This window comes from Methylocystis parvus OBBP, from assembly GCF_027571405.1.
Classification (GTDB): domain Bacteria; phylum Pseudomonadota; class Alphaproteobacteria; order Rhizobiales; family Beijerinckiaceae; genus Methylocystis; species Methylocystis parva.
Window position 1 is genome coordinate 2,715,511 of sequence record NZ_CP092968.1, and the last position, 20,303, is coordinate 2,735,813.

A 20,303-nucleotide genomic window follows, 5' to 3' on the forward strand; every position below is an offset into this window, starting at 1 on the left:
CCCACTGGATAGTTTTGCGTCAACACGCTTGATCTTTGAACCCCTTGCCCCTCACCCTGCCCTCTCCCCGCGAGCGGGGAGAGGGGGATAACACGCAGGGCGCGCGAAATGTCTTCGGCTTCGTCCCGTCACAGCCCCGTTACTTACGTTGTTTGGGCGCTCGTCTCCGCCCTCGCGCTTTTCGCGCTCTACACGCTCGCGACCGCGCGCGGCGAGCCGGTCAACGCCATGTGGCTGGTGACGGCCGCCATCGGCGTCTACGCCATCGGCTATCGCTTCTATTCGCGCTTCATCGCCGACAAAGTGCTCGGCCTCGACGCGGCGCGGCGCACGCCCGCGCATCGGCGCAATGACGGGCTCGATTATGTGCCGACCGATAAATGGGTGCTTTTCGGCCATCATTTCGCGGCCATCGCCGGCGCCGGACCGCTCGTCGGCCCCGTCCTCGCGGCGCAGATGGGCTATCTGCCGGGGACGCTCTGGCTGCTGACGGGTGTGATCTTCGCCGGCGCCGTGCAGGACTTTCTCGTCCTCTTCATCTCGACGCGCCGCGACGGGCGCTCGCTCGGCGATCTCATCAAGACGGAGATGGGCCATGTCCCCGGCGTCATCGCCATGGCGGGCATTCTCTCCATCATGATCATCCTGCTCGCGGTGCTGGCGCTCGTCGTCGTGAAGGCTTTGGCCGACAGTCCGTGGGGCGCCTTCACCGTCTTCGCGACGCTGCCCATCGCCGTCTTCATGGGCGTCTATGGCCGCTACATCCGGCCGGGCCGCATCGGCGAGATGTCGATCATCGGCTTCGTGCTCTTGCTCGCCAGCATCGCCTTCGGCCGCACCGTCGCCGAGAGCGCGACGCTCGCGCCGCTCTTCGCCTATAAGGGCGAGACGCTCGCCTTCATGCTCATCGCCTATGGCTTCATCGCCTCGGTGCTGCCCGTATGGCTGCTGCTCGCGCCGCGCGACTATCTCTCCACCTTCCTGAAAATCGGCACGATCCTGTCGCTCGCGCTCGGCATCTTCATCGTCTGGCCCGATCTCAAAATGCCCGCCGTGAGCCGCTTCATCGACGGCACGGGGCCGGTCTTCGCGGGGAGCGTCTTCCCCTTCCTTTTCATCACCATCGCTTGCGGCGCCGTGTCGGGCTTTCATGCGCTCGTCTCTTCCGGCACCACGCCGAAGATGATCGCGGACGAAACCCAGACGCGCTTCATCGGCTACGGCGCCATGCTGATGGAAAGTTTTGTGGCCATCATGGCGCTCATCGCCGCGACCTGCCTCGAGCCCGGCGTCTATTTCGCGATGAACAGCGCGCCGGCGATCATCGGCGCGACGCCCGAGGCGGCGGCTTCGGCCATCTCGTCATGGGGTTTCGCGGTGACGCCCGAGACGCTTTCGGGCGTCGCGCATGACGTCGGCGAGAAGACGATTCTCTCCCGCACCGGCGGCGCGCCGACTCTCGCCGTCGGCATGGCGCATATTCTCTCCAAGGTCATCGGCGGCGCGACCGCCATGTCCTTCTGGTATCATTTCGCGATCCTGTTCGAGGCGCTGTTCATCCTCACCACGATCGACGCCGGCACGCGCGTCGCACGCTTCATGATTCAGGATCTCATCGGCACATTCGTCCCCGCCTTCCGGCGGACGCAGGCTTGGGGTCCGAACCTCGCCGCCACCGCCATCGCCGTCACGGGCTGGGGCTATTTTCTCTATCAGGGCGTGATCGATCCGCTCGGCGGCATCAACACGCTCTGGCCGCTCTTCGGCATCGCGAACCAATGCTCGCGGCGATGGCGCTGACGCTCTGCACCGTCGTTCTCTTCCGCATGAAGCGCGAGCGCTACGCCTTCGTCGCGATCATTCCGACGGCATGGCTTTACATCTGCACCATGACGGCGGGGCTGGAGAAGATTTTCCACGACGACCCCAAGATCGGCTTCCTCGCGCACGCGAAGAAATTCGCGGCGGCGCTCGACAAGGGACAATTGCTCGCGCCGGCGAAAACGGTCGAGGAGATGCATCGCGTCATTTTCAACGACTATGTCGACGCAGGTCTATGTTCGATTTACATCGTGCTGGTGCTTTCGATCCTCGGCTTCGCGTTGAAATCCATCCGCGACGCGCGCGCCGCCGACGCTGTCACCACGCGGGAGAGCGAAGATGAATTGCTGCCTGCCGGGGCTTGATCTCGCGAAACTCGCAACGAAGCTGCGCGACGGCGCGCGACTGATGGTGGGACAGGGCGATTACGACGCCTATGTCGCGCATAGGCGGGCGACGCATGACGGACAAGAGATCATGACGCGCGAGGAGTTCTTTCGCGCGCGCGAGAATGCGCGCTTCGGCGCCGGCGGAGAACGGGCGTTCCGATGTTGTTGATGGGTCAGTGTCAGCGTCTCCCTGAAATTGGACGGGCTGAAAAATAGCAATTCCGATCAGGAAACCTCTCTCCGCTTCACGCATGGTCGCCATCGTTCGAGGAGGAGGAAATGAACGATTCCGGCGCCTATGCGGAGCGGTTCGCCAAGGTTCTCGATTTCATCGAGACTCATCTTGACGAGGCGCTGACCGTCGAACGGCTAAGCCGGGAGGCGAACTTTTCAAAGTTCCACTTTCACAGGCAGTTCTCCGCTTATGTTGGCGCGAGCGTGTCCCGCTACGTCCAACTGCTGCGCCTGAAAAGGGCGTCCCGTCGACTCGTGTTCGATCCAGGGGCGCGGGTCATCGACATTGCCCTCGAGGCCGGCTTCGAGACGCCTGAATCGTTCTCCCGCGCGTTCAAACGGGAATATGGACGCACGCCTTCTCACTTCCGAACAGCTCCCGCCTGGAAGCCATGGCGCGAGAGCTTTCAATTTCTGTCTTCGGAGAGGAGAAGAATCATGGACGTGAAGATCGTTGATTTTGAGGAAGTCAAAGTGGCGGCCCTGGAGCATCGCGGGCCGCCGGAATCGCTGAACGACACTGCGCGAAGGTTCATCGAATGGCGCAAGGAGAGCAAATTGTCGCCAAAGGACAGGCGCCGCACGTTCGGCGTCGCCTTCGACAATCCCGACGCGGTCGCGCCTCAAGCCTTTCGCTTCGATATTTGCGGCGAGGTGAATGCGCCCGTTCCCGCCAATCCTCAAGGCGTCGTGAACAAGATCATTCCCGGCGGCCGTTGCGCGGTGGCGCGCCATCTTGGCTCACATGACCGGATTGGCGAGTGCGCCTATTACCTCTACCGCGACTGGTTGCCCGGCAGCGGCGAGGAACTGCGGGATTTTCCGTTGTTTTTCCACTATCTGAATCTTCTGCCGGAGACGCCCGAACACGCGCTCGTGACAGACGTCTATCTGCCGCTCAAATAGATGTGCGCGCGACCGCTGGACCTGACGCTGCAGAAAAAAGGCCGCCGTGGCGGCGGCCGGTGGTAGGATCGGGCTGATGAGCCACAAAGCTGGCGCAACCAAACGGCTCAGGTGCAGGCGATGAGGATTGGCGGCGATCTCCAGGCGCTCGCGGCGCTGCTCGACTGGTATGTCGAGAGCGGCGTCGATCTCGCGCTCGACGAGGCGCCGCATGATCGCTACGCGGAAAGTCTCAAGCCCGTAGAGGCGCCTGTCGCGGCGGCGGCACCCACTCCCCGCGCGCCGCCGGGGCGTGAGCCGGCGCCGCGTCCGCGCCCCGCGCCCGCTATCGCCGCGCCGGACGACGCCGCGCGCGCGGCGGAAGAGGCGGCGGCGAACGCCCGGACGCTCGACGAACTCGCCGCCGCGCTCGCCGATTTTCCGTACGCCCCTTTTCGCGAGATGGCGCGGCATTTTCTACTCTTCGCCGGAACGCCGGGCGCGCCCCTCATGGTTCTCGATGGCGCGCCGGGCGTCGCGGAGGAATCAACGGGCGAAGCCTTTTGCGGCGAACAGGCGCGGCTTCTCGACAATATGCTGAAGGCGATCGGGCGCGGGCGCGACAACGCCTATCTCGCTTATGTTTCGCCATGGCGCCCGCCCGGCGTGATGGCGATGACGCCCCAGCAATTGGCGATCTTCGCCCCCTTCGCGCGCCGTCATGTGGAGCTGGCGCGTCCGGAGGTTGTGCTGCTTTTCGGCGAGGCGCCGGCGCGGGCGATGATCGCAGCGAGCGAGCCGCTCGGCAAGCTGCGGGGCAGGCCGTTCGATATCGAATGCGGCGCGCATAGGGCGCGCGCTTATGTGTTCAGCAGTCTCGATTCCATGCTGAAGCAGGCGGCGCTGAAGCCTGCGGCCTGGCGCGATTTGCGGGCGGCGGCCAGTTCCCTCTCCCCGCTTGCGGGGAGAGGGTTAGGGTGAGGGGCAAGGCGACATTCGCGGACGCCGTCGCGGGGCGCCAGCGCCCCCAGCATTGCCGATGCGGCTCGCCCCTCACCCCAGCCCTCTCCCCGCAAGCGGGGCGAGGGGGCGGATCGCGGCTTTCATTTAGAAGGCGGGAACGCTTTACTCCGCCGCCGCGCCTTCCTTCACGCCGCCATAGCGGCGCGCAATGTAGTCGTCGACGATCTTCGTAAACTCTTCCGCGATGCCCTCGCCGCGCAGCGTCATCGCCTTTTTGCCGTCGATAAAGACCGGCGCCGCCGGGGTTTCGCCCGTGCCGGGCAGCGAAATGCCGATATCGGCATGCTTCGACTCGCCGGGGCCGTTCACGATGCAGCCCATCACCGCGACATTGAGCGTCTCGACGCCGGGATATTGCGCGCGCCAGACGGGCATGCGCTCGCGGATATGCGCCTGAATGTCGCGGGCGAGCTCCTGAAACACGGTAGAGGTGGTGCGGCCGCAGCCGGGGCAGGCGGCGACGAGCGGCACGAAGGTGCGGAAGCCCATGGTCTGCAGGATTTCCTGAGCGACGCGCACTTCGAGCGAACGATCCCCGCCGGGCTCGGGGGTGAGCGAGACGCGGATCGTGTCGCCGACGCCGTCCTGCAACAGCACGCCGAGCGCCGCAGCCGAGGCGACGACGCCCTTGGTGCCCATGCCCGCCTCGGTGAGGCCGAGATGCAGCGCGTAATCGCCGCGCTGCGCGAGCATGCGATAGACGGCGATGAGGTCCTGCACCGCCGAAACCTTGGCAGAAATGACGATGCGGTCCCTGGCGAGGCCGATGTCTTCCGCGCGGGCGGCGGAGATCAGCGCCGACCGGGCCAGCGCCTCGCGCGTCACGGCGCGCGCGTCGATCGGGCGGTCGGAGGCCGCGTTGATGTCCATGAGATGCGTCAGGAGCTCCTGATCGAGCGAGCCCCAATTGGCGCCGATGCGCACGGCCTTGTCGTGCTTGGCCGCAAGCTCCACGATCGCGGCGAACTGCTTGTCCTTCTTGTCCTTGAAGCCGACATTGCCCGGATTGATGCGGTATTTGGCGAGCGCCTCGGCGCAGGCCGGATGATCGGCGAGCAGCTTGTGGCCGATATAATGGAAGTCGCCGACGAGGGGGACATTGATCCCCTTCCTGTCGAGCTTCTCGCGAATATGCGGGACGGCCGCCGCCGCCTCGTCACGGTCGACCGTGATGCGGACGAGCTCCGAGCCCGCCTGCGCCAACGCCGTCACCTGCGCGACGGTCGAATCCACGTCGGCCGTATCGGTGTTGGTCATGGACTGCACGACGATCGGCGCGCCACCGCCCACCACGACCGACCCCGCGCCTTCGCCGATGCGCACGGCGCACGTTTTCTTGCGCGGCGCCGGTTCGGCGGAAACGGGATCGGGCAGGCGGGTTTCGACGGCGTCGGTCATGGCTCTCGTCGCGGCTCCGTTGGACTTCGCCCTCAAGTCGCGCGGAATTGGGCGTGGGTCAAGGTCAGGGAGGGTCCGGGAGGGGCAACTTCATTTGCGCGTCGTCACGCCAATCCCGCACGCGCCGCTTTTTTCGGACGGGACGCCTCGGGCGAATGTCATGCGAGGTTTCATCAAGTGGCAATTTCAGTTGCGGGTTCGGTTGTTTCATTGGGCTCTTCCTCCTTAGAAGCGCCGCAGCTTACACGCGACCGCGCGACCGGGGAGCGACGCCCCCGCTTTGATGTAATGACATTAGCGTTACGCCATGATACCCTGCGATATGCAATCAAGATCCAACACAGCCAAGCGCGATACGCTCAATCTGCGGGTTAAGCCGGGCGATCGCGAACTGATCGATCGTGCGGCCACGCTTGTCGGGAAGAGCCGGACGGATTTCCTGCTGGACGCCGGCCGGCGCGCGGCGCAGGACGCCTTGCTGGATCGCAGGTTGTGGCGCGTCGATTCGGCGGCTTTTGACGCTTTCGTCGCGCTGCTGGACGCCCCGCCGCAACCCAATGAGCGGCTTCGCCGCACCATGAAGACGCGGGCTCCCTGGGAGTGACGCTCGCGCCGCCGCGCCCGATATTGGAGACCGACGATCTGTCCGTTTTCGACTGCGGCTCCGTTGCGATGGACGAATGGCTGAAGAAACGCGCACGTCCAAATCAGGCGAGCGGGGCTTCTCGCACATATGTCGTCTGCAACGATGAGACGATCGTCGCTTATTTCGCACTCGCTTCCGGCGCCGTCGATTTGGCGGAGGCGACCAACCGGCTGAAGCGCAACATGCCCGACCCCGTGCCCGTGCCGGTCGCCGTCCTCGGGCGGCTCGCAATCGACCGAAGCTGGCAGAAGCAGGGTCTCGGGCGAGCGCTCGCGAAGGACGCTTTCCAGCGCGTGCTCGCAGCGTCCAACGCGATCGGCATCCGGGGGATGCTCGTCCACGCAATATCCGCCGAGGCCGCGGCTTTTTATCAAGCAACGGGATTTACGCCGTCGCCACTAGATCCCATGACGCTCATGGCGACGCTTATCGATCTACGCGCGGCCCTGGACTAACCCATCTTCCGCCGCGGATCGTACCCATGCCGATCCCGCAGTTCCCGCATCTTCGCGTCGAAATCGGCGTCGGGGTCCTCGGGCAGCATGATTTTCAGCGACACATAGAGGTCCCCGGCGGGTTTGGACTCCGTCGCCGGAAGGCCCTTCCCGCGCAGGCGCAGCGTGCGGCCGCCATTGGAGCCCGCCGGCACGGCGAGCTCCACCTTGCCGTCGAGCGTCGGCGTCTGCACCTTCGCGCCGAGCGCCGCCTCATAGACCGCGATGGGCAGATCAACCCGCAGGTCGCGCCCGTCGACCTTGAAATAGGGATGCGGCGCAACCTTCACGCTCACCAGGGCGTCGCCCGATTCGCCGCCGCGCAGGCCGGGCTGGCCCTGGCCGCGCAGACGGATCTGCTGGCCGTCCTCGACGCCTGCGGGGATCTTCACCTCCAGCGTGCGTCCCGAGGGCAGGATCACGCGGGCCGAGCCGCCTTTGGCCACGGTCTCGAGCGGCACGGTCGCGGTCGCGACGACGTCGTCGCCGCGCGTCGGGGCCGCCTGGCCGCGACGGCGTCCGCCGAAGAGGTCGGCGAAGAGGTCGCTGGGGTCGAAGCCGCCGGCTCCTCCCTGGCCGCCGCCGAAATTGAATTCGTAATGCTGCTCGCCGCCGGGCGCGCCGCCGGCCGTGCGCCAGCCTCGCGTGAAGCCGCCGGGTCCCGCCCCAAAGCCTTCGAAGCCGCGCGGTTTCCCGTCGGGGCCGATCTCGCCGCGGTCGAACTGTGCCTTCTTCTTCTCGTCGCCGACGATTTCATAGGCCGTGTTGATCTCCGCGAAGCGCTCCTTGGCTTTCGCGTCGTCCTTGTTGCGGTCGGGATGATATTTTTTCGCAAGCGAACGATAGGCCTTCTTGATGTCGGCCGCGCTCGCTGACTTGGAAACGCCGAGAACGTCGTAGGGGTCGCGCATTGTCGTTCAATAGCCCATAGGAGCGCCCGCCCGAAAGCGGCGCGGGCGCAAATGTCTGAGCTAATATGTGGGAGAAGCGTCGGCCCAACGCAAGCGGCGCCGGGGCCTCCGTTAGAGTTTGGTCGGGGCTTTTTCGAAATCCGCCAAAGCCTTGCCGTCAGGATCGAGCTTGGCGAGCGCTTCGTTGACGGCGTCGAGGGGCGGCGGCTCGCCGCCCGACATATTCTCTTCCGTCGCCCGCTGGAGCGCCCGAGCGTCGAGCTCCCAACGCTTCAGGATTTCGATCTTCATCAATTTGGCGAGAGCCTTGGATTGAACCACCTCCTCGGGCTCGTCGAATATGGCGGTCGGCGAGATCAGCGCTTTTTCGATTTCGGCGTCGCCGAGAACTTGCACTTTCATGAGATCACTCGGGTTTGAGCTTATTCCCCCGAACGCGCAAGCCCGGGCCATGTTCCGGGCGCCGCATCAGAAGACGGCGTCCCAGAGCAGCCTCGCATTGAGCGCGACGATCATCGCCGCGATGGCGGCGGCGAGGATGGTCGTGCGGCGCGGCGCGACAAGCGCGCCCATGACGCTGCGGCGCGCCGTGAAGAGCACCAGCGGAACGACCGCGAAGGGCAGCGTCACGCTCAAAACGACCTGGCTCAGCACCAGGAGGCGCGCCGTCGCGTTCTCGCCCGCATAGAGCGTGACGGCGATCGCCGGGGCGATGGCGAGCGCGCGCGTGACGAGCCGTCTCATCGCCGGCGAAACGCGCAGATTCACGAAGCCCTCCATCACGATCTGGCCGGCGAGAGTCGCGGTGACGGTCGAGTTCAGCCCGCAGGCGATGAGCGCGAGGGCGAAGAGCGTCGCCGCGACAGGCGCGCCGAGAAGCGGCGCGATGAGCCGATGCGCCTCGCTGAGTTCCGCCACCTCCGTGTGGCCGCTCGCATGAAAGACGGCCGCCGCCAGAACCAGGATCGCGCCATTGACCAGCAATGCGAAAAGCAGGGCGAGCGACGAGTCGATCACGGCGAAGCGGATGGCTTCGCGCCGTTCCGCCGCCGAGGCGCCGACGGCGCGCGTCTGCACGATGAAGGAGTGAAGGAAGAGATTATGCGGCATGACCGTCGCGCCCAGTATGCCGAGCCCGAGATAGAGCATTTCGGGATCGGAGAGGATTTGGGGCGTCGGCGCGAGCCCGCGGGCGATCGCCCCCGGATCCGGCCGCGCCAATGCGAGCTCCGCGGCGAAGGCGAGACCGATGAGGAGTAGCGTCGCGGCGACGAAGAGCTCGAGCTTGCGAAAGCCGAGCCGCTCGAAAGCGAGAATGAGAAACGTATCCAGGGCCGTGACGGCGACGCCGACGGCGAGCGGCAGGCCGAAGAGAAGTTCGAGCCCCACCGCCGTGCCGATGACTTCGGCGAGATCGGTCGCGAAAATCCCCGCTTCCGCGAGGAGCCAAAGGCCGACGGCGACCGGTCGGGGCGTATGGGCGCGGCAGACCTGGGCGAGATCGAGCTGCGCGGCGACGCCGAGCCGCGCGGAAAGGGATTGCAGCACGATCGCCATGAGACTCGACAGCACCGCGACAAAGAGCAGCGCCGTTCCGAATTTGGATCCGCCGGCGAGCGCGGTGGCCCAATTGCCGGGGTCCATATAGCCGGTTGCGACGAGATAGCCCGGTCCGAGAAAGACGACGAAGCGCCGCAGGAGCCGGCCGTCGCCGGGCACGGCGACCGACCGGCGCAGCTCGCGGCCTGGAGCGAACGAAGCAGGAGTGGAAAAGGACAAACATGCCTCCGGCCGGTCGCGCCCGGCCTGGAGGCGCGCGTTCAGGACGTCGCCTTGCGCAACAACGCCGCGAGCGCTTCGGGGAAGATCAGCTCGTCGGACGCTTCGATCGCCTCGGCGGACCACCAGCGCCAGCCGAGCGTATGGACCTTCTCCTCGGGCGTAAGACTTTCCGGCGAGGGCGCAAACTCTTCCGTTCTGATGAGGAAATAGCGCTCGACCGCCTGCTGCCAATCGTCGCCGAGCTCCATGGGAAATTCCCGCGTGGCGACGACAGGGCCGGGATCGCCGTCGAGGATGAGCCCCGTCTCCTCGCGCAGCTCGCGCTTCACCGCCGCTTCGAAGCTTTCGTCCTCTCTCAAGGCGCCGCCGGGCGTCGCCCAGAAATGCTGACGCCCGAGCGCCAGGAAATGCGGCGAGAGTCCGCCGGCATATTGCATGAGCAGCGCTTCGTTCTTTTGGTTCACGATCAGCGCGCGGGCCGCTTCTCGGCGGGGCAGCGTCAGCCCGTCCCAGGGCGCGGCGATTTCCGGCCGGCCCTCGGGCTGCGCCCAGTTCACGAGCGACCAGCGCCCGTCCTCGAAGGCGACCCAATTCGGCGTGGCGTTGAGCACGGGATGCTCGCGCTTCTCGCTCAGCGCCCTGCCCGTCGCCAGGCGCCAGGCGATGTCGAGGACGCCGGCATGGGCGACGACCAGCACCGTCAGGCCGGCGCTTTCCCTCGCAATGTCGGTCAGGACAGTGCGGACGCGGCGGGAGAACTCCTCCAGCGTCTCGCCCTCGGGCGCCGCGAAATTGGGCGTGCGCGCAAGGTAATGCGGATAATCGCCGGCATATTTGACCTGCACCTCGGCGTGGGTATGGCCCTGCCAGGCGCCGTCGTCCTTTTCCCGCAGCCGCTGGGTCGCGAGCACGGAAAGGCCGCGCGCCTCGGCGATCGGCGCGGCGGTGTTCATCGCCCGGCGCAGATCGCTCGAATAGACGCGGTCGAAATGCGCGTCCTTCAATTCGCGCGCAAGCGCTTCCGCCTGGGCGCGGCCGCGCGCGTTCAGCGCAATGTCGAACTGGCCCTGAAAGCGCCTCTCAATGTTCCAATTCGTCTCGCCATGGCGGGCGAGACAGAGAATGGTGCGGGTCATTTCTCGTCCACGGCGGCGTCAGTCGGCCGGCCGATAGGCGCGCGGGCCTTGCGCAAAAAATCGCCCCCAGCGCCGATACGCGGGGCTCTTTTGCCTGATTTTCACGCAAATGTCAGGCTTCTTTTGGCGCCGACGCCTGCGAGAGCCTCAATGCCTCAGGGCGAAGGTGAACTCCCCCGCGCGAATGCGTTCGGGCAGGGATTGGGCGAAGCTCGCGACGCTTTCCTCGCCATAGGTCGCGACCAGTTCGCGCAGCGCCGCCGACAGCGCCGCCTGAGCGAAGGAATCGCTTTCGATCCCGGCGAGGATCGCTTCGGCGAAGGCTTCGGTCACATAGGCGAGCGCGGCGCGGTGTTGCTCGGCGCCGGTCTCGTCGAAAGAGGCAAAAGTCAGCTGCGTCATGGAAAGCACTTTAGACAAGCCGGCCCCGCCGCGCGACACGCGTCTTTCCAAAAGGTTAATTCAGAATTGAAAAGATTCTTTAGGGGCTGCCGAAGCGGTACGTCACGTCGCGGGAGATTTTCGCGGCTTCCTCCAGATAGCGGGCGGTCGCGGCTTTGGCGTTTTCGGTGCAGGCCCGATAGGTCAGCTCATAGCCGCGGAAGCCGCGATTGAAGGCGGCGACATATTTGTCCCGACGCGGACCGCTCGGCGCTTCCGCGTCGAGCAGGGCGGACATTTTGCCGCGCCAATCCTCCGCGTCCTTCTCGCCGCAGATCTCCCGCAGATAAGCGAGCGCGCCGATGATTTCCGAAAGACGGACGAGCTGGGCCTCATAGGGCGGCGCAGGCGTTTCGGACCCTGCGGCCCCCTTCGCATCGGCTTTGGCCGCTTCCGCCGGGGCGTTCGCGCGCTCGCGTTTCTTCTTGGCCTCGGGCTTCTTCTTTTCCGCGCGAGGGACGTCGCGCGCCGGACGCGGCGCGCGCGCCGGGCGGTCCGGGCCGAAGAGGTCGAGAATTCCCTGCGCCGCGACGGGCGACGCCAGCGAGAGGGCGCATGCGAGCGCGACGGCCCCGGCCGTCCGGAGCCTCATGGATGGAGCCTCATGGATAAAGCCGTTCCTTGCGCCAATCGGCGCCCGGCGCATCACGGAAAAAGCGCAGGCGATCATGCAGGCGGAACGGACGATCCTGCCAGAACTCCATGGCGACGGGCATGATGCGGAAGCCGCGCCAATAGGGCGGACGCGGAATTCCGCCGATCGCAAATTTCGCCGCATAGGTCGCGACCGCCTTTTCCAGCGCGAAGCGGCTCTCGAGCGGACGCGACTGCTGGCTCGCCCAGGCGCCGATGCGCGAATCGCGCGGGCGGCTGTTGTAATATTCATCCGACTCCGTCTCGCTCACCGGCTCGACGGGGCCGCGCAGCCGGACCTGGCGGCGAAGCGATTTCCAGTGGAAAAGACCGGCCGCCTTGGCGTTTTCGCCAAGCTGACGGCCCTTCGCGCTCTCCGCATTGGTGTAGAAAACGAAGCCCTGCGGACTCCATTCCTTCATCAGCACCATGCGCGCATCGGGCAGCCCTTCGGCGTCGGCCGTCGCGACGACCATCGCTTCCGGATCATTGATCTCTTTTGCGCGCGCCTCCTCGAACCATTGACCGAAAAGGGCAAAAGGCTCCGCGGCCTCGACGAAGTCACCCGAAGTTAACGCGTTCACGCGAATATCCTCTCCCGTGCCCATCGAGGGCGTAGCGCGTTGGAAGGTGGCGCTTTGCTGTTCTTGCGTAATAGACATATCGCCGCTGGCTTCTCCGCTCAATTCCCGCCGGCCGCCATCCTTGCGCCGATTGTCGCCCTCTGTACGCTCTCGAGCTGCTCCGTCGCCATTCCCGTTTCCGCGTCTTCCTCTTCCGCCATGTGGCAGGGCGGCGCGCCGGAAGACGTCACCGGCTCCATCGCCAAACCTCCTCTCAAACTTTCGCGCCGTCTCGACCCGGAAGATCTGCGGCGCGCCGTGGCGGCGATGAGCACGGCGCTCGATCCGCAGGGAAGCGGCGCCAGCGTCAATTGGGACAATCCGCAATCGGGCGCCAAGGGCTCTTTCACGCCGGTCGGACAGGCCTATCCTCTCGACGGAAAAATCTGCCGCTCCTTCCTCGCCGACGTTTCGGCGAGCGAGAACGTCGAGCGGCTGCAAGGCGCCGCCTGCCGCGAAAAGACGGCGGAATGGGCCCTGACCGAACTTCGGCCCTTCAAAAAAAGCTGAGCGCGCGGCGCCGCGCAAATGGCCGCGCTTGCGTTCAGATTTTGAAAAAGCTTGATGTTCGGAGCGTTCTACGCGTCGAAGGCGGACGAATACTGTCTTCCGGCGTCGCCAACGCCAAAGCTTGCGACGACGTTCGGCCAATGGAATAGTAAAGCAGCGTTCATTTGCTGGGGCTGGGCCATGACGTCAATTTACATCATCAATCCCGCTGGCGATTTTCCAACTTATTTCGGAGGCGAAGTTCTCGGCGCGTCGGCTTATCCCGGCGGCGTGATGATGGCCGATCTCGCAAGCGCGACCGTCGCCGCCTTCGCGCCCTCGGATTATAGGATCCGCCTCTGCGACGAAACGATGGAGCCGGTCGATTTCAACGACGATTCCGACTTCATTCTCGTCACCGGCAAAGTCAGCCAGCGCCTGCGCATGACCGCCATCGCCGACGAGTTCCGCCGGCGCGGCAAGACCGTCGTGATCGGCGGCCCCTACGCCAGCCTCTCGCCCGCGCGGCTGCGCGACCATTGCGACACGCTCGTCTGCGGCGAGATCGAGGAGATCGCGGAGGGCTTCTTCGCCGATCTGACCGGGCGCCGCCTCAAGGACGCCTATTTCGGCGACAAGCCGTCGCTCGCGCATTCGCCGTTTCCGCGCTGGGATCTCTACAATAACGACCGCGCCATGCTCGGCGCCGTGCAGACCTCGCGCGGCTGTCCCTTCGAATGCGAATTTTGCGACGTCATCCAATATCTCGGCCGTAAGCAGCGCCATAAACCCATCGGCAATGTGATCGCCGAGATCGACGCGCTGTGGAGATTCGGCTATCGCACCACCTTCCTCGCCGACGATAATTTCACCGCCTATCGCGCCCACTGCAAGGAGCTGCTCGCCGCGATCGCCGAATGGCGGCAGGGCAAGCCGATGGAGTTCGTCACGCAAATCTCGATCGACGCGACGCGCGACGACGAATTGCTGGACATGTGCGTCGCGGCGGGCCTCACGCAGGTCTTTGTCGGCATCGAGACGCCCAATATCGAAAGCCTGCGCGAGACGGGCAAACGGCAGAATCTCAAGATCAGCCTCGTCGACGAGATCCAGAAGCTCGTCGACCGCGGCATGTCGGTGATGGGCGGCATGATCGTCGGCTTCGATCACGACGGACCGGGCGTCTTCGCGCAGCAATATGATTTCGCCATGGCGACGCCGATCCCGATCTACAGCCTCGGCGCGCTCATGGCCTCCGAGGCGACGCCGCTCTTTGACCGCATCCAGCGCGAAGGGCGGCTCCTGACCGGCGGCGTCGAGACGCAGGCCGTGCCGTGGAGCTCCAATATCCAATGCACGACGATGAGCATGGAGGAGCTTCATAACGGCATGCAGAATCTCTGCAATGCGCTCTATGCGCCGGCGGCCTTCCAGGAGCGCATGCTGCATCTGATCGACACGTTCGGCCGCCATCGCAACGGCCCGGCGCCGCGGCCCATGGATCCTGGCGCCCTGCGCGAAGTGGAGAAGCAGGCCGTGCAGGCCGCCATGACGCGCATCACCAGATACGGGACGGCGGAAGGCCGCATGTGGAACAAGGTCTGGGGCGCCGCCGTGCGCAAGCCGGAGACCATGACCATCGTCGCGCGCATCCTCTTCCAATATGCGCAGGCCCGCTACATGTTCGACCGCGGCAGCTATTGGGAGCCCAAGCTCTCCTTCCCGCCCGTGGCGCCGCCGGCCGCGGCGGCGAGAACCGAAGCGGTCGTCACCGCGTAGATCGCCGCCGGGAAAACGCTCGGGCCGCCTTCCGGCGGTCCGCTTCGCCGCAAGCCTCACGCCGGCTTGCGGTTGATGAGCCACAGGGCGGCGACGAAGAAGCCCTTCGAGACGGGCAGAAAAAACAGCGCCGAAACGATCGTCACGAAGATCAGGATACCGGCTTCCCGCCAATAGGGCATGAGCTCGCCGCGCTCCAGGAAGATGAGCAGCGGCACGACGATATGGGCGACGAGGCCGATGGTGAGCCAGGCCGGCCCGTCATCTGCGTCCAGCCCTTCGAAACTTTCGCCGCAATGCGGGCAGGCGTCCGCACGCGTCAGATAATTCTTGAACAAGCGCCCCTCGCCGCAGGCGGGGCATTTCATGCGCGCGCCGCGCCACAATATCTTCGCCGTCGTCGCCGCATCGCTCATGGATTCGTCCTCGCTCGTGATCGTAAGGCTTTGTTCATGACCGCGCGGCGCGAATCAAGCGGTTCCGATTCGGACGCTTTTTGTCCCCGTCTCGTGCCGCGCTTCCCAATTCGGGACGGGCCGACGCGCGAAGGCGCGCGCAAACCGGTAACGCTGTTCAACGTTTTCGGGACTTCCCCGCCCGCAAATATACGCCGTCGAACCGCACATTCATGCCGCCGCATCGATTGTCGTCGCGCGCGAGCAGGAAAGGGGGCAGCAGCGTCAGGCTGACATGGCACTCGTCTTCCGCATCGGCGAAAGCGATCCTGTCGCTCATGGGCGCCGCGACGCCCGACATCTGTCCCATATGCGGGCCGCCCGGAACCTCCTTGGGCGAGGGATTGGCCGAGGGCCAATAGGCTACGCCGCTCGCGGCGAGCTTGGCGCCCCTGGCGCGCAGCGTGATCGAATCGTCGCCCATCCGCCACTCGCCGAGCCAATCCTTTTGCGTCACCGTCGCGGCGGGCAGCGCTTCCAGCCGGTTCTCGGGAACATATCCGGCGGAGCCGGCGAAATCCTTTTCATTGCGATAGAGGATGCAGCGATAGCCTTTGAAGGACCTCCCCGTGATGACGAGATCGCCGGGAATGAGATAGCTCTTGCTCCGGCAGGCGGCGTCCTCGCTCGGACATATCGGACAGGGCGCCTTTTGCTTTTCCTTGTCGCAATAATACGCGTCCTCGATGAAAGAGAGCCTGTCGCCGCCCGTCACCCTGGCGAGCCCGTAGGCCACGCCCTCTTCGACAAATATGCCGTTGCGGCAATTGGGCGCTTCCTCAGCGGAAGCGGTGGTTGCGACGGCCGTGAGGAAGAGCGGCGGGATGAATGTCGTCCAGGGTTTCATTTCGATCTCTCCATGCGCTCAAAGACTCTTCGGCGCATCCGTCATTGCGAGCGAAGCGAAACAATCCAGAACCACAATGACGTCCCTTGATTGCTTCGTCGCTTTTCCCGAAGCGGGTATACCCGACTTCGCAAGATGCTCCTCCCGATGACGGACATAATTCGCGGCACCTTGTCAAAACGGGCGAAAGGCAAGAAGCTGCGCGCAAAACAAGAAGCTGCGCGCGCAAAAAAGGACGGGAATGAAAAACGCCGCTCTCGCAACCATCTTGATCCTTCACGCGCCGGCCGCTTTCGCCGAACCCGCATCGAAGGACGAGCGCGCGCTGCTCTGCAAGGCAATCGAAAAAGCGACCGAGGAGGAGGCCGCGGACTCGGCGGTCGACGACAAGGCGTGTCTCGCCAACGGGGCGATCCAATCGACTGCGCTGGCGGACGGCAAGCGCGAGATCAAAGGCAAGATTGGTTTGCCGCCCGCCTTTCACGATGAACTGCGCCGCGACCTATGCGCCGCCGATCACGAAGAAAAGCGTCGTCGCGCTCGGAGCATGCGAATGATCAGGAAGACGCTTCTCGCGGCCGCCTGCCTTCTCCCGCTTTTCGGCTCCGGCGCGAAGGCCGCGCCGAACGGCCTGCCGCCCGGCGTCGAAGCCTGCAATCTTGGCGCATGGTCGAACGACGCGGATCCGAAGGGCCTCAATGTCCGCGCCGAGCCCTCGACCGAGGCCGCGATACTCGGCGTCGCGCCGCCGCCCCACAAATTTCCCGACGACACATATAAATCCGAGTTCAGCGTCATCGGCTATCGCGACGGCTGGTTCCTTGTCGAGAAAATTGAAACGCCGGGAAAAGGCTATGTCGATACGCCCTATCCCCGTTCGGCGCCGCAGCCTTTTCGCGGCCGCGGCTGGGTCAGGGCGACGATGATCGGGGCGGCTTACGCCTATAATGGCCTGCCGCCGGGCCGCCTCTACAGTGCGCCGAACGACAACGCCGCCGCGCATCGCGCCAAAGCCAAGGATGGCGACGACGGCGTGGCGATCGGAGATTCGCCCAAGGCGATTCTCGCCTGTTCGGGCGAATGGGCGCAGGTCGAGACGGCGGCGGGCGAACGCGGCTGGGTGAAGGCGCTCTGCTCCAACCAGGTGACGAACTGCAATTAATCTCCCGGATCGCCTTTCGTCTTGCCGTCGAGCAGGCAGCTCACCGTCACGTCGCCCATCACATTGATCGCCGTGCGGCAGCGATCGAGCAGCCAGTCGACGGTGAGCAGCATGGCGATGTAATCGGTCGGCAGCGCGACGGCTTTGAACACCATGGTCATGGTGACGAGCCCCGCCTCCGGAATGCCCGCCGCGCCGACGGAGGCGATCACCGAAGTGAGAATGACGGTGAATTGCTGGCCGAGCGTGAGATGCATGCCCAGAAGCTGCGCGACGAAAAGCGCCGACATGGCTTCGTAAAGCGCCGTTCCGTCATTGTTGAAATTGGAGCCGACCAGCGCGCCCATGCTCGCTGACTGCTCGCGCAGGCCGACATTTTTGCGCAAGGCTTCATAGGTCACCGGCATGGTCGCGGTGGAGCTGCCCGTGGAAAAGGCCATGACGAGCGCGTCGCGCACGCCCTTCAGGAGATCGAGCGGGCGCACCCAGCTTTGCAGTCGGACCCGCGCGAGATAGTAGCAGGCCTGCAGCGTCAACCCCAGCAGCACGGCGAGCACGAAGCCGCCAAGCGCGATGAAGTCGTGAAAGCCCTTCACGCCGACAATGCTCGCGACAATGCCGAAGACGGCGAGCGGCACGAGGTCGATGATCCAGTGCAGGATCGTGATCAGGCTCGTCAGCGCGACATGGACGAGGTCCTCCACCGTGCACACTTCATGATGGCGCACGCCGCGCAAGGCGACGCCGAAAGCGACCGCGATGAAGATGACGCCCATCACCGTGCCGTCGTCGGAGAAAGGTCCGGCGATGCTTTTCGGCACGGCTTCGAAAAACTGGGTCACGGGATCGACGGCGGCATGCGCCTTCTCGGCCGGCGCCGGGGGCGGGCCGGCCGTCGTCCATGCGCCCGGCTGCACGATATTGGCGACGAAAAGACCGATGAGAATCGCGACGAGCGTATTGGTGAGCAGCAGCGTCGCGAGCCGCGTCGCCTGCCCGCCGCCAAGATGCGCGCGCATCAGCGCCTGCACGATGGCGAGCAGGATGAGCGGCGGCGCGAGCGCGCCGAGAATGCGCAGGACGAGCTTCGCCGGCAAGGCGAGCGCGGCCGCCTGCGAGCCGAGGGCGACGCCGGCGACGAGGCCAAGCGCGACGCCCGTTAGGATGCGAAGGTAAAGCGGGATGGCGCGCCATCGGGCGAGGACGCCCGTTTGCTGTGTTTCGTCCTGCTGCAAGGCGACCTCTTACGGTTGGGCTTGTGGCGACTATCGCCGAAGACCTTGGCGCGTCAAAGCGCGCGGGCGCATTTCCCCGCGACAGTCGAGAAGCTATGATGCCGCGTCTCTCGCAGGGAGCCGTCCATGTCCTCGCCCTTCGACCGGCGCCGCCTCATCGTCACGAGCGTCCTCGCCGTGCTCGTCATTCCGGTCTTTTTTCTCTCCATGCGCGTCTTCACGGCGTGGCGGGCGGGCTATGGCTGGGAGGAAATGGACTGGGACGGCAAGGGCCGCACGACGATCCTGGACTTCCTGAAGGCCGCCGAGATCGGCAAGCGCCCGGCGCTGGTGGGCGAGCGGTCGTGCCTGGAGTATTTCCGATATCAGGACGGGATCGTGGTGAAGACGGTGTGTCCGCCCTAGCGGCGCATAATCGTTTGACGGTCATTGCATCATGACGGCGCTCCAATACCTCCCCTTTACGGGGAGGTCGGCGGCCAAAGGCCGCCGGGTGGGGTTCTCTCCGCCGCCGCGCCGATCGAGGTTTTACCCCTCCCGACCCCGCTTCGCGGGGCCACCCTCCCCGTAAAGGGGAGGGATTAGCTCACGCCCGGCGTTCGCGCGGTCGCCGCCCGCCATTGCCATCTCGCCCCGTCTGCGCTAGCTCGACGCGTCTTTCCCGCGCCCATTAAACAGGGCGCGCGACCGGAGCTTTCCCGCATGAAACTGCCCAATCAGTTCTATCGCCCGCTGGCCATCGGCGCGCCCGCTCCCTATCGCGAGCCGCCGGTCAAGGTCGAGCGCATGATCCATTTCGTGCCGCCGCATGTCGAAAAGATGCGCGCCAAGGTTCCGGACATCGCCAAACAGGTCGACGTTGTGCTCGGCAATCTCGAAGACGCCATTCCCGCCGACGCCAAGGAAGCCGCGCGCAAGGGCTTCATCGAGATGGCCAAGGCGGTCGATTTCGGCTCGACGGGCCTCTGGACCCGCATGAACGCGCTGAACTCCCCCTGGGCGCTCGACGACATGATCGAGATCGTCGGCGCGGTGGGGAACAAGCTCGACGTCGTCATGCTGCCCAAGGTCGAAGGCCCGTGGGACATCGCCTATCTCGACCAGCTTCTCGCACAGCTCGAAGCCCGCAACGGCGTGACGAAGCCCATCATGATCCACGCCATTCTGGAGACGGCCGAGGGCGTCAAGAATGTCGACGCCATCGCCGCCGCCTCGCCCCGCATGCACGGCATTTCGCTCGGACCGGCGGACCTCGCGGCTTCGCGCGCCATGAAGACGACGCGCGTCGGCGGCGGGCATCCGGAATATAAGGTCATCGCCGACGCCGAGCCCGGCGCCGGGCTGCGCGCCACCTTCCAGCAGGATCTCTGGCACTACACCATCGCCAAGATGGTCGACGCCTGCGCCTCGGCGGGCGTCAAGGCCTTTTACGGCCCCTTCGGCGACTTCTCCGACGGCCCGGCCTGCGAAGCGCAGTTCCGCAACGCCTTTCTGCTTGGCTGCGCCGGCGCGTGGTCGCTGCATCCGACGCAGATCGACATCGCCAAGCGCGTTTTCTCGCCCGATCCGGACGAGGTCGCCTTCGCCAGGAAGGTGCTGGAGGCCATGCCCGACGGCACCGGCGCGGTGATGATCGACGGCAAGATGCAGGACGACGCCACCTGGAAACAGTGCAAGGTGGTGGTCGATCTCGCGAAACAGGTCGCCGCCAAGGACGCCGATTTCGCCAGAATTTACGGCTTCTGATCGGCGCAAGCTTGGTTAACGCCCGGTAAAACGCAAGCAATCCTCTCCCGTTCTTTGTGGGAGAGGATAAAATCGCAGAAAAAAAGATTTGAAAAACCAATTGGCTAGCCGCAGCGCCTTTGCTTAGGCTTTTAACTTTTCGGATCTTTGCGCGGTTAACCCTCAGCGGCGACT

At 65.2% G+C, this 20,303-nt stretch carries 21 protein-coding genes and 1 pseudogene; 11 read left to right on the forward strand and 11 right to left on the reverse strand.

Features of this window, described 5'->3' with window-relative positions; translation table 11 throughout:
* Positions 1 to 108: 108 nt before the first annotated feature.
* The 4 genes and pseudogenes from MMG94_RS13190 to MMG94_RS13205 all read left to right on the forward strand — a co-directional run bounded on the left by MMG94_RS13190 (position 109) and on the right by MMG94_RS13205 (position 4,310).
* Positions 109 to 2,186, forward strand: a pseudogene (locus tag MMG94_RS13190) (carbon starvation CstA family protein).
* Positions 2,161 to 2,379 (forward strand): YbdD/YjiX family protein, encoded by a 219-nt coding sequence (locus MMG94_RS13195; protein ID WP_016920150.1) that lies wholly within the window; start codon positions 2,161 to 2,163, stop codon positions 2,377 to 2,379. The pseudogene MMG94_RS13190 and the gene MMG94_RS13195 overlap by 26 nt, the downstream one beginning before the upstream one ends.
* A gap of 110 nt (positions 2,380 to 2,489) precedes the next feature.
* Complete coding sequence (locus MMG94_RS13200; RefSeq protein WP_016920151.1) at positions 2,490 to 3,350, forward strand: AraC family transcriptional regulator; 861 nt, start codon at positions 2,490 to 2,492, stop codon at positions 3,348 to 3,350.
* A gap of 120 nt (positions 3,351 to 3,470) precedes the next feature.
* On the forward strand, positions 3,471 to 4,310 hold the full coding sequence (locus MMG94_RS13205) for a uracil-DNA glycosylase (RefSeq protein WP_016920152.1): 840 nt from the start codon (positions 3,471 to 3,473) through the stop codon (positions 4,308 to 4,310).
* A gap of 144 nt (positions 4,311 to 4,454) precedes the next feature.
* Here the strand turns inward: MMG94_RS13205 and ispG are convergent, their stop codons facing one another.
* Positions 4,455 to 5,750 carry a flavodoxin-dependent (E)-4-hydroxy-3-methylbut-2-enyl-diphosphate synthase gene (gene ispG / locus MMG94_RS13210; RefSeq protein WP_016920153.1) on the reverse strand — a complete coding sequence of 432 codons (1,296 nt, stop codon included), beginning with the start codon at positions 5,748 to 5,750 and terminating at the stop codon, positions 4,455 to 4,457.
* A 322-nt stretch (positions 5,751 to 6,072) separates the two neighbouring features.
* Between ispG and MMG94_RS13215 the strand changes: the two genes are divergently transcribed.
* Both MMG94_RS13215 and MMG94_RS13220 read left to right on the forward strand, forming a co-directional pair.
* A complete protein-coding gene (locus MMG94_RS13215) occupies positions 6,073 to 6,354 on the forward strand; it encodes a type II toxin-antitoxin system TacA family antitoxin (protein WP_016920154.1) in 282 nt (93 codons plus the stop codon).
* Positions 6,351 to 6,851 (forward strand): GNAT family N-acetyltransferase, encoded by a 501-nt coding sequence (locus MMG94_RS13220; protein ID WP_016920155.1) that lies wholly within the window; start codon positions 6,351 to 6,353, stop codon positions 6,849 to 6,851. The genes MMG94_RS13215 and MMG94_RS13220 overlap by 4 nt, the downstream gene beginning before the upstream one ends.
* Here MMG94_RS13220 and MMG94_RS13225 read toward each other — a convergent pair.
* From MMG94_RS13225 to pdxH, 7 genes are all read right to left on the reverse strand, one after another.
* The gene (locus tag MMG94_RS13225; RefSeq protein WP_016920156.1) at positions 6,848 to 7,801 is read right to left on the reverse strand and encodes a DnaJ C-terminal domain-containing protein; all 954 of its coding nucleotides are present in this window, start codon (positions 7,799 to 7,801) and stop codon (positions 6,848 to 6,850) included. The two genes, MMG94_RS13220 and MMG94_RS13225, sit on opposite strands and share 4 nt — an antisense overlap.
* A gap of 111 nt (positions 7,802 to 7,912) precedes the next feature.
* Entirely contained in the window at positions 7,913 to 8,203 is a 291-nt protein-coding gene (locus tag MMG94_RS13230; protein ID WP_016920157.1) for a hypothetical protein, read from the reverse strand.
* A 66-nt stretch (positions 8,204 to 8,269) separates the two neighbouring features.
* A complete protein-coding gene (locus tag MMG94_RS13235; RefSeq protein WP_016920158.1) occupies positions 8,270 to 9,580 on the reverse strand; it encodes an Nramp family divalent metal transporter in 1,311 nt (436 codons plus the stop codon).
* 41 nt (positions 9,581 to 9,621) lie between these two features.
* A complete protein-coding gene (locus tag MMG94_RS13240; protein WP_016920159.1) occupies positions 9,622 to 10,719 on the reverse strand; it encodes a histidine phosphatase family protein in 1,098 nt (365 codons plus the stop codon).
* A 147-nt stretch (positions 10,720 to 10,866) separates the two neighbouring features.
* Positions 10,867 to 11,121, reverse strand: a complete 255-nt coding sequence (locus MMG94_RS13245; protein WP_016920160.1) for a hypothetical protein — start codon at positions 11,119 to 11,121, stop codon at positions 10,867 to 10,869.
* A 79-nt stretch (positions 11,122 to 11,200) separates the two neighbouring features.
* Positions 11,201 to 11,752 carry a TIGR02301 family protein gene (locus tag MMG94_RS13250; protein WP_016920161.1) on the reverse strand — a complete coding sequence of 184 codons (552 nt, stop codon included), beginning with the start codon at positions 11,750 to 11,752 and terminating at the stop codon, positions 11,201 to 11,203.
* Positions 11,753 to 11,762: 10 nt separating this feature from the next.
* Positions 11,763 to 12,377: a pyridoxamine 5'-phosphate oxidase gene (pdxH, locus tag MMG94_RS13255; RefSeq protein WP_026016279.1), complete on the reverse strand. Its 615-nt coding sequence runs from the start codon at positions 12,375 to 12,377 to the stop codon at positions 11,763 to 11,765.
* 63 nt (positions 12,378 to 12,440) lie between these two features.
* On the opposite strand from pdxH, the gene MMG94_RS13260 reads away from it, so the two are divergent.
* A complete protein-coding gene (locus tag MMG94_RS13260) occupies positions 12,441 to 12,926 on the forward strand; it encodes an RT0821/Lpp0805 family surface protein (RefSeq protein WP_244415350.1) in 486 nt (161 codons plus the stop codon).
* Positions 12,927 to 13,106: 180 nt separating this feature from the next.
* Complete coding sequence (locus tag MMG94_RS13265) at positions 13,107 to 14,684, forward strand: B12-binding domain-containing radical SAM protein (RefSeq protein ID WP_040579252.1); 1,578 nt, start codon at positions 13,107 to 13,109, stop codon at positions 14,682 to 14,684.
* Between the two features lie 56 nt (positions 14,685 to 14,740).
* Here MMG94_RS13265 and MMG94_RS13270 read toward each other — a convergent pair whose 3' ends face one another.
* The gene (locus MMG94_RS13270) at positions 14,741 to 15,100 is read right to left on the reverse strand and encodes a DUF983 domain-containing protein (RefSeq protein ID WP_016920166.1); all 360 of its coding nucleotides are present in this window, start codon (positions 15,098 to 15,100) and stop codon (positions 14,741 to 14,743) included.
* Positions 15,101 to 15,257: 157 nt separating this feature from the next.
* The gene (locus tag MMG94_RS13275) at positions 15,258 to 15,986 is read right to left on the reverse strand and encodes a hypothetical protein (RefSeq protein ID WP_016920167.1); all 729 of its coding nucleotides are present in this window, start codon (positions 15,984 to 15,986) and stop codon (positions 15,258 to 15,260) included.
* Positions 15,987 to 16,227: 241 nt separating this feature from the next.
* Between MMG94_RS13275 and MMG94_RS13280 the strand changes: the two genes are divergently transcribed.
* Positions 16,228 to 17,148, forward strand: coding sequence for an SH3 domain-containing protein (locus tag MMG94_RS13280; RefSeq protein ID WP_016920168.1), 921 nt, complete (start codon positions 16,228 to 16,230; stop codon positions 17,146 to 17,148).
* Here the strand turns inward: MMG94_RS13280 and MMG94_RS13285 are convergent.
* Positions 17,145 to 18,383 (reverse strand): dicarboxylate/amino acid:cation symporter, encoded by a 1,239-nt coding sequence (locus MMG94_RS13285; protein WP_016920169.1) that lies wholly within the window; start codon positions 18,381 to 18,383, stop codon positions 17,145 to 17,147. The genes MMG94_RS13280 and MMG94_RS13285 overlap by 4 nt on opposite strands.
* A gap of 126 nt (positions 18,384 to 18,509) precedes the next feature.
* Here MMG94_RS13285 and MMG94_RS13290 point away from each other — a divergent pair, with 126 nt between their 5' ends.
* On the forward strand, positions 18,510 to 18,788 hold the full coding sequence (locus MMG94_RS13290; protein ID WP_016920170.1) for a hypothetical protein: 279 nt from the start codon (positions 18,510 to 18,512) through the stop codon (positions 18,786 to 18,788).
* Between the two features lie 297 nt (positions 18,789 to 19,085).
* Entirely contained in the window at positions 19,086 to 20,129 is a 1,044-nt protein-coding gene (locus MMG94_RS13295; RefSeq protein ID WP_016921920.1) for an HpcH/HpaI aldolase/citrate lyase family protein, read from the forward strand.
* Positions 20,130 to 20,303 lie beyond the last annotated feature (174 nt).